The organism is Candidatus Marivariicella sp. (assembly GCF_983056325.1).
The window spans coordinates 42,732-50,453 of record NZ_CEZOWA010000017.1; the positions used below are offsets into that span (position 1 = coordinate 42,732).

General features: G+C 29.7%; 11 protein-coding genes and 1 tRNA gene. 9 read left to right on the forward strand and 3 right to left on the reverse strand.

The genetic code is table 11. The annotated features are described in order from the left end of the window. Nucleotides 1-69: 69 nt before the first annotated feature. Nucleotides 70-474, forward strand: a complete 405-nt coding sequence (locus AC3ATN_RS06745) for a MerC domain-containing protein (RefSeq protein WP_487532505.1) — start codon at nt 70-72, stop codon at nt 472-474. Nucleotides 475-790: 316 nt separating this feature from the next. Here AC3ATN_RS06745 and AC3ATN_RS06750 read toward each other — a convergent pair whose 3' ends face one another. Beyond that, nucleotides 791-1,099, reverse strand: coding sequence for a hypothetical protein (locus AC3ATN_RS06750; protein ID WP_487532507.1), 309 nt, complete (start codon nt 1,097-1,099; stop codon nt 791-793). Nucleotides 1,100-1,252: 153 nt separating this feature from the next. On the opposite strand from AC3ATN_RS06750, the gene AC3ATN_RS06755 reads away from it, so the two are divergent. From AC3ATN_RS06755 to AC3ATN_RS06780, 6 genes are all read left to right on the forward strand, one after another. Continuing rightward, complete coding sequence (locus tag AC3ATN_RS06755) at nt 1,253-2,878, forward strand: SulP family inorganic anion transporter (RefSeq protein ID WP_487532508.1); 1,626 nt, start codon at nt 1,253-1,255, stop codon at nt 2,876-2,878. A 100-nt stretch (nt 2,879-2,978) separates the two neighbouring features. Next, nucleotides 2,979-3,212: a hypothetical protein gene (locus AC3ATN_RS06760; protein WP_487532509.1), complete on the forward strand. Its 234-nt coding sequence runs from the start codon at nt 2,979-2,981 to the stop codon at nt 3,210-3,212. Between the two features lie 178 nt (nt 3,213-3,390). After that, entirely contained in the window at nt 3,391-3,912 is a 522-nt protein-coding gene (locus tag AC3ATN_RS06765) for a DsrE family protein (protein WP_487532510.1), read from the forward strand. Nucleotides 3,913-3,953: 41 nt separating this feature from the next. Continuing rightward, complete coding sequence (locus AC3ATN_RS06770) at nt 3,954-4,169, forward strand: Kazal-type serine protease inhibitor domain-containing protein (RefSeq protein ID WP_487532511.1); 216 nt, start codon at nt 3,954-3,956, stop codon at nt 4,167-4,169. 226 nt (nt 4,170-4,395) lie between these two features. Continuing rightward, on the forward strand, nt 4,396-5,631 hold the full coding sequence (locus AC3ATN_RS06775) for a M14 family metallopeptidase (protein ID WP_487532512.1): 1,236 nt from the start codon (nt 4,396-4,398) through the stop codon (nt 5,629-5,631). Nucleotides 5,632-5,647: 16 nt separating this feature from the next. Further along, complete coding sequence (locus tag AC3ATN_RS06780) at nt 5,648-5,776, forward strand: hypothetical protein (protein WP_487532516.1); 129 nt, start codon at nt 5,648-5,650, stop codon at nt 5,774-5,776. 69 nt (nt 5,777-5,845) lie between these two features. On the opposite strand, the gene AC3ATN_RS06785 is transcribed toward AC3ATN_RS06780, so the two are convergent. After that, the gene (locus tag AC3ATN_RS06785; RefSeq protein ID WP_487532513.1) at nt 5,846-5,989 is read right to left on the reverse strand and encodes a hypothetical protein; all 144 of its coding nucleotides are present in this window, start codon (nt 5,987-5,989) and stop codon (nt 5,846-5,848) included. A gap of 59 nt (nt 5,990-6,048) precedes the next feature. On the opposite strand from AC3ATN_RS06785, the gene AC3ATN_RS06790 reads away from it, so the two are divergent. Beyond that, nucleotides 6,049-6,444, forward strand: a complete 396-nt coding sequence (locus tag AC3ATN_RS06790; RefSeq protein ID WP_487532514.1) for a hypothetical protein — start codon at nt 6,049-6,051, stop codon at nt 6,442-6,444. 86 nt (nt 6,445-6,530) lie between these two features. Here the strand turns inward: AC3ATN_RS06790 and AC3ATN_RS06795 are convergent. Continuing rightward, nucleotides 6,531-6,605, reverse strand: a tRNA-Val gene (locus AC3ATN_RS06795). A gap of 312 nt (nt 6,606-6,917) precedes the next feature. On the opposite strand from AC3ATN_RS06795, the gene AC3ATN_RS06800 reads away from it, so the two are divergent. Then, on the forward strand, nt 6,918-7,541 hold the full coding sequence (locus AC3ATN_RS06800; protein WP_487532515.1) for a BspA family leucine-rich repeat surface protein: 624 nt from the start codon (nt 6,918-6,920) through the stop codon (nt 7,539-7,541). Nucleotides 7,542-7,722 lie beyond the last annotated feature (181 nt).

Sequence of the window (7,722 nt, forward strand, 5' to 3'; positions counted from 1 at the left end):
ACTACTTCACGTTACCTCAATTTAAATTTTTATTGTTTCGAAAATAGCGTTAAATTCGGGCTTAGGATTATGAAAACGATTAAATTAAATTCAGACCACTTAGGAGTTATCTCCGGTTTACTTTGCATTGCACATTGTGCTTTTACACCAGTTCTTTTCTTATCACAAACACAATTTCTAAGTTTTGCATGGGAGAATCCAGTCGCATGGAAATCCTTTAATTTTTTGTTTTTAATTATTTCTTTTACAGCTATTTGGCAATCCATAAAAAACTCTACTAACTCATTTATTAAGTTGTCATTATTTGTAGTTTGGGTACTTCTTTGTGTATTTATTTTGAATGAGCTGTTTGAACTTTATATTATTCCAGAATTATTCACCTATTCAGCCGCAATACTTCTTTGTGGATTACATCTTTATAATTTAAGTTTTTGTAGATGTAAGGAGGATGATTGTTGCATTCATAAAACATAACATAATTATTACTGCAAAATTTATAAATTCAATAAGAAAAAAAACACTAAGATGTTATTGGATGTTTTTTGTTTAAGGATTCATGATTATAACATTAACTCAGAATAGAAAAAGTTTATTAAGCTTTAACAGTTTTTAAATATGAATATATTGTAATTTTAACATTGAGTTGTGTGGTTCTTTTTTCCTCACTACTTTTTTATCCCTCTAATTAATTTTAGAGGGATTTTTTAAATATTTTATTGAGATTAAATACTTAGGAGTTTTTCCTAAAAAAAAATTCAGGTGTTTTGGTTTACTATCCCTTTTTTTAATTTCAATAAGAAGTCTTTATTTTTTTCAAAGATTTGTAGGGACGAATTCTTGATAGATTTTCACCATCAATTTTCACAATAGTTTCTCCTTTTATTGAAAATTCTTTTTTTATGCACTTATAAAAGGTACTTAAATCAATTTTGATTCTAAAGCTATCGCTCAAGATTGATTCAGTTAAAAGTCTTTTTATGAAATAGTCCCTTTCTCTAAAAGAATAGTCAACAACCAAAATATTAATAACAGAAAGAGCCTTTTTATTGACCTCTAATTCATCTAGATCTATTTTATGTCCTTGACTAAAAGAAATCATTGGAACTAAAATTAGAAGGGGTATATGTAGCTTTTTAATTAACTCAAATTTAAAAAATACTTAAGTTTTATATTCTTAAGCATAATAAAACTTTTTTTAACCCTCAGTCCTAAGGTTTAAATTAGATTTGCAAATTCATTTTTAACAATAAATATGTTCGAATTTGTAAGGAAGCGTAAAAACAACGTGTTAAATGATTTTTTAAGTGGATTCACTGTTTCTCTAGCTTTAGTTCCAGAGGCTGTTGCTTTTGCATTTGTTGCGAAGGTTGATCCTTTAGTAGGTCTTTATGCTGCTTTTATAATTGGTCTAATTACTTCAGTTTTCGGAGGGCGTCCAGGAATGATCAGTGGAGCTACTGGAGCCTTAGCAGTGGTAATGGTTAGCTTAGTAGCGGAAGGAAATAATTTAGGTTCTTCAAGTGACGATCTAGGTTTATATTATCTTTTTGTTACCGTAATTTTAATGGGAATCATTCAAATTATTGCAGGGTTGCTTAAGCTGGGAAAGTTTGTGAGATTGATTCCTCACCCTGTTATGATGGGCTTTGTAAACGGCCTGGCTATTGTAATTTTTATTTCTCAATTAGGAATGTTCAAAACAGTAGATGAAGGAGAAATTATTTGGATGAAAGGAGAAGCATTATGGTCAATGATTGGTTTGATAACTCTAACAATGCTTATTATGTTTGTTTTACCACTTATAACCAAAAAAATTCCTGAAGCTCTTATAGCAATTGTAGTTGTTTCTATCTTAGTTTTTATTGGTGACTTTGAAGTCCCAACTGTTGGAAGTTTTATTAAAGATGGTGGTGGAGAAGGTTTGAAAGGAGGACTTCCCACATTTCAATTGGAGATCTTTAATAAAATACCCTTTGACCTTGAAACGTTAATTTTTATAGGGCCCTATGCTTTAATTTTGGCTGCGATTGGACTTATTGAGTCTTTAATGACTCTAAATTTAATTGATGAGTTAACAGATAGTAGGGGGAATTCAAACAAAGAGTGTATTGCTCAAGGAGCTGCAAATGTAGTGACTGGTTTTTTTGGAGGAATGGGTGGATGTGCAATGATTGGACAGTCCATAATAAATATTAAGGGGGGAGGTAGGGGTCGTCTTTCAGGAATAGTAGCCTCTTTATCTCTTTTAGCTTTCATACTTTTCGGTTCTAGTTTGATTGAGCAAGTTCCGATTTCGTCCTTAGTTGGAGTTATGTTCATGGTTGTGTTTGGAACTTTCGCATGGTCTAGCTTTAGAATAATGAATAAAATTCCATTCTCTGATGTTTTTGTATTGGTTTTAGTTTCTACTCTTACTGTTGTTTTTGATTTAGCAATTGCTGTTATAGCAGGAGTGATTGTTAGCGCGTTAGTTTTTTCATGGGAAAATGCCAAACGTATTAGAGCAAGAAAACGAATAAAAAAAAATGGCACTAAGGTTTATGAAATATGGGGACCCCTATTTTTTGGAAGTATAGCTGAATTCAACAATAAGTTCGATATTAAAAAGGACCCTTCTACAATTGAAATTGATTTTATTGAATCCAGGGTATGCGATCATTCTGCTATTGAGGCTATATATAATTTAGTAAATAAGTACAATCATGAAAAGAAAACTATATTATTAAAACACCTTAGTAAGGATTGTAAAGTGATGCTTTATAAATCTAATCCTTTATTTAAAGAAATTATTCTAGAAGCAGTTGATGATCCTAGATATCATTTAGCTGAAAATCCAGAAACATTTGATAAGGGTTTAAAAGAGTTTAATGTTTTATAGAATATTAAACATCAACAGCTTTCAAGCAACTTTATATCTTACAGTTTAAGAAGATTTAATCCTAACTTTAAGGCAAACATAAAATTTAATACTAGAAAATATGAATAGTGAAACCTTCCATAAGCTTGAAAAGTTTAAGAATCAAATAGATTTAAAAGTTAAGAGCGGAAAACATTCTCATTATGTTTTGGAACAATTTGATGCTATAGCAGAATTATTTGGATTAAGTGAAAATTTATTAATAGATGATTCTAATGAAGAGCACTATGATAAATTGAGTATATATTTAATTAATAGTCTAGTTAAAGAAGTTTATGAGGAAAACGCTTTATAAAAATTCTTTAGTGTTTAATTCAAAATGTTGTATCGATCTACTTTCAAATCACAGATACCTCTTTTAAAATTTAATGAATGTGGTTGTGGGTTGTAAAATACCCTTTTTAGAGCCCTAATAAAATACATGTTTAAAACTGTTTTGTATATTGCTTGTAGTTAATTGTAAATCAATAAAAATGAAAAAAATAAGTATACTTTTTCTATTGTTTTCGTCAGTTGTCATGGGTCAAGAATGGGTAACTCCCATAATTGATGGTTATGGAGAAATCAAGTATTCAAAAAATGTTGCGGTTCAACCAGATAATAATTTAGAATACAAAATTGTTTATAAAATCACTACAAGCGAAACAAGAGAGGGTATAAATAAAGGGCTAAATGGTATAGCTCACGCTATAAATATGCTTGGCTGTAAAAATATTTTAAAGGACGATGTTAAAATTGTAGCTACAATTCAGGGGCCTGCAACATCAATAATATTGACAGATGAAGCACACCAAAAAAAGTTTGGTAAAAAAAATCCAAATACAGAGGTTATAGATCTTTTATCTCAATATGGGGTAAAGTTATTCGTTTGTTCTCAGGCTACCGCTTATAAGAAAATAGATAGTTCAAAAATCAATAAAAATATTACTGAGGCTCTTTCTGGATCAAGTGTACTTCTTAATTATCAATTAAATGGGTATGCTCTGATGCAATAGTTTACCAAAGTCAATTTTGTTTCTATTCTAACCCCACTAATATGAAAAAACCACTTTTATTATTAATACTTTTTGTTTTTTTATTGTCTTGTAGCTCTAAAGATGATTCTTGTGTTACCGACCCACCTGACTCCGAAGTAGTATGTATTGAAATTTATCAACCTGTATGCGGTTGTAATAATGTAACTTATTCTAATAATTGTTATGCCGGTGCAAGTGGAGTTTCAAGTTGGACTCAAGGTGAATGTTCAAAATAAACTACCGTTATGTCTTCTTCTTTTAAATCGGATGTTTTTAATTTATTACATTTAAATAAAGTAGTCTTAATGAAAAAAGTTCTTGATAAATATCAACTGCATAATTAATACGGTTATTATGATTGCTCTTATGATAAAAAATATTTGAAGAGAAAAAGCAATAACTAAACCACAAGCATATCTTCTTCATCTGAAATAAGCTTAATAATTTTAAAAAAACTAATCAATGATTAAATCAATAAATCCATTAAAATATTGTGTAATTTTTTATTTTATTATTGGTTGTGTTTCAGCACCTAAAGTTATTTTTAAGGAATATGTTGACACAAAAACTAAATCAATTAGTTTTCAGAAAAAGAAAATCTTCTCATTTGATGAATCGGGGGTATATTTTTCAAATGATTTTGAAGGTGCTCGTTTAAATAATGTTAACCAGCAAAACGACAGCACCTATCTTTTATCTTTTCTGCCAGAGAATACGCCAATTAATCCTAGTCCTTTTTATTCCTTTAAGGTTTGGAGCTCCTCATCTAAAAAAGTTTTATTGAAGTTTCAATATCCTGAGGGATATAAGCATCGTTATGTCCCTAAAATCAAATTTAATGGTAACTGGAAAATAGTTGATACATTAAATTTCAAATTTGATCAAAATATTAGTACACTAATTCTTAAGATAAATGAAACACCTAAAATTATTTCAGGACAAGAGTTACATACCAGTAGTATTATTTACAATTGGGTAAATGATTTAGTTAAGGGTAAAGAAAACTATGTGAGATTTAAAAAAATAGGTAAAACTAAATTAAATCGACCTTTTAAAGTTTTAGATATTTATAGGGGTTTACCAAAGAATAAACCCATTATTGTTTTATTAACTCGTCAACATCCACCTGAGGTAACAGGGTATTTTGCTTTTAAAGCATTTTTAGAAACTATACTTATAGAAAATAAATTATCATCAAATTTTTTGGACAACTATAGGATTTTAGCTTTTCCACTTATGAATCCAGATGGTGTTGATCTTGGGCATTGGAGACATAATGCTGGAGGAGTAGACACGAATAGAGATTGGTCTTTTTATAATCAACCTGAAATAAAAACTACAGTTGATTACATTACAAAAGTCCTTAATAAAAATAATTCAAAACTTATATTAGGACTTGATTTTCACTCTACATACAATGATGTTTTCTATACTAATATAGAACGAAAACTAACTGCATTACCCCAATTTTTACCTAAATGGTTTTCTTCTTTGGAAGAAAGAATTCCTGAATATAGAGTAAATGAAAAGCCGAGTAATAGTTTACAACCCACCTCCAAAGGGTGGTTTCTTAATGCGCATAAAGCTGTTGGTGTTACCTATGAAATAGGTGATAATACTCCAAAAGATCGGATTAAGTTAATCGGTAAAGAGTCTGCTCAAGCTATGATGGGAGTTTTGACAAACATTGGGCAATAAATAAAAATCCATAATTGTGGAAGAAAAAAAAGCTAAAAACAAAAAAATTAATCTGGGTGGATCTTATAAATTTAAGATTGCCAAAAAGTATAGCAAACCTAAAAGAAAAGGTGATAAAATTGCTAATAGAAGAAAGAAAAAATAGTTTAAATGTTATTTTTTTTCTCAATTATTCTTCAAAATTTTAATCCTTATTTATGTCTTAGGGTCTGTTTTATTGATTTTTATTTTCAAGTTTATCTAATCTATTTTCAATACTTTCTAGTTTCGAAAGTATCTCTTTAAAGTAATTTCTAGCCTCTATAGGACAATGCTCTTTAAAATGTTCTATGTTTTTTTTAAAACCAAATAATGCCATATTAATAAAGTTATTTAATTCTTATAAATTGAAATTTAATCAAAATAAAAATCAATCCAATGAAAAAATTACTTACACTATTAGCCCTTATATTTATTGTAACTCCAGTATTATCGCAAAATAAAGAACGTTTAAGCGTACACTATATAGATATTCCCCAAAGTTTAGTCCAGGATTTCAAAGATTTTAATGAAAAAAGAAATTTGATACTGGAAGATGCCGGTTTTGGTAAAGACTTTTACAAGCTATACAAGGTTAATGATTCTGACGAATCAAAAATGTACAAGTATTTTATGATTAGTCGATATACTAGTGACATGCACTACGAAATGACTCATAATGTGAGTAAAGAATATGATGAACTTGTTAAGTATTTTTGGGACTCTAATATGGCTAAAATATTCTCAATGGATGATAAAACTCACATCTATAGAAAAGTTTACAGATTAGAATAGAAAATTAAAGTTTGTTCTTGTGTTAATTAAATCTAGCTAAGTGGTAAAAGAATAAAAAAAAGCTCACTTTAATTTGTGAGCTGTTGTGGGTCTTACTGGATTCGAACCAGTGACTTCTACCCTGTCAAGGTAACACTCTAAACCAACTGAGTTAAAGACCCTTTTTATTAAATCAAAATTACACAATTAATGAATCCAAGGTAACAGATATGTCATTTATGTTTGCATGAGCACGTAACTTTAATCAGAATATAGGCCGAGTACACTTCAAGTGTTACCGATATGGGAGGGATGTTCGTGAGGCTAATGATTTATATCAATAACTGGTTGGTGTGTATTAAATATTTTGTCTGAATCGGAAGATTTTGCAAATACAGCACTAACAAAAGCTAACATGCCCATCTCGGGAACGTGAGCAAACTAAGTCTTCATCTTTTAAATCATATATTTATTATTTCCTTACTTTTAAAGCTATGAAAAAGCTACTTCTTATTTTACTGTTTGTTCCACTTGTTTATTGTTCTTCAGATAGTCCTGAAGAAGTAATTCAATCTATTTATTTAGCTACCAATGGAGTTACGGTACGATGTAATGATGCAACTGTTGGTGATACCACAACTATTGGAGATAAAGAATACACAGTAGTGGATGATACAACTTTAAGATCAATGGTTGCAAATGATGAAGATGTTACTTGCGCTTGTACTTCAAAAGTAACTAATATGAAGAGTATGTTTTATGAAAATAGTTCATTTAATCAAAACATTGGAAATTGGGATACTTCTGGTGTTACTAATATGAGAGGTATGTTTCAACAATCAGTATCATTCAATCAGAATATAGGTAGTTGGAATACTTCTAGTGTTACTGATATGGCTGTGATGTTTGCAGGAGCAAATAACTTTAATCAAGATATAGGAAACTGGGATACTTCTAGTGTGATTGATATGGAGGGAATGTTTACCAATAATAACATCTTCAATCAAGACTTAACAGGATGGTGTGTCATAAATATTACATCTGAACCAATCTATTTTGCATCTGCTTCAGAGCTAACAAACACTAATTTCCCCGTCTGGGGAACTTGTCCAGATTAGGCACATCCTATAAATTGTGTATTGCTTCACTAATTAGCATTAGTGGCATTTTCTTTTAACCCCCAGACATATCAACTACGGTAAGTTCAGATATTTTTAATTTCCTTACTTTTGTTAACTATGAAAATAAAGATATTAGCATACACTTTCTTAGGCGGAAGAAAAGAATACTTAAAAGAAT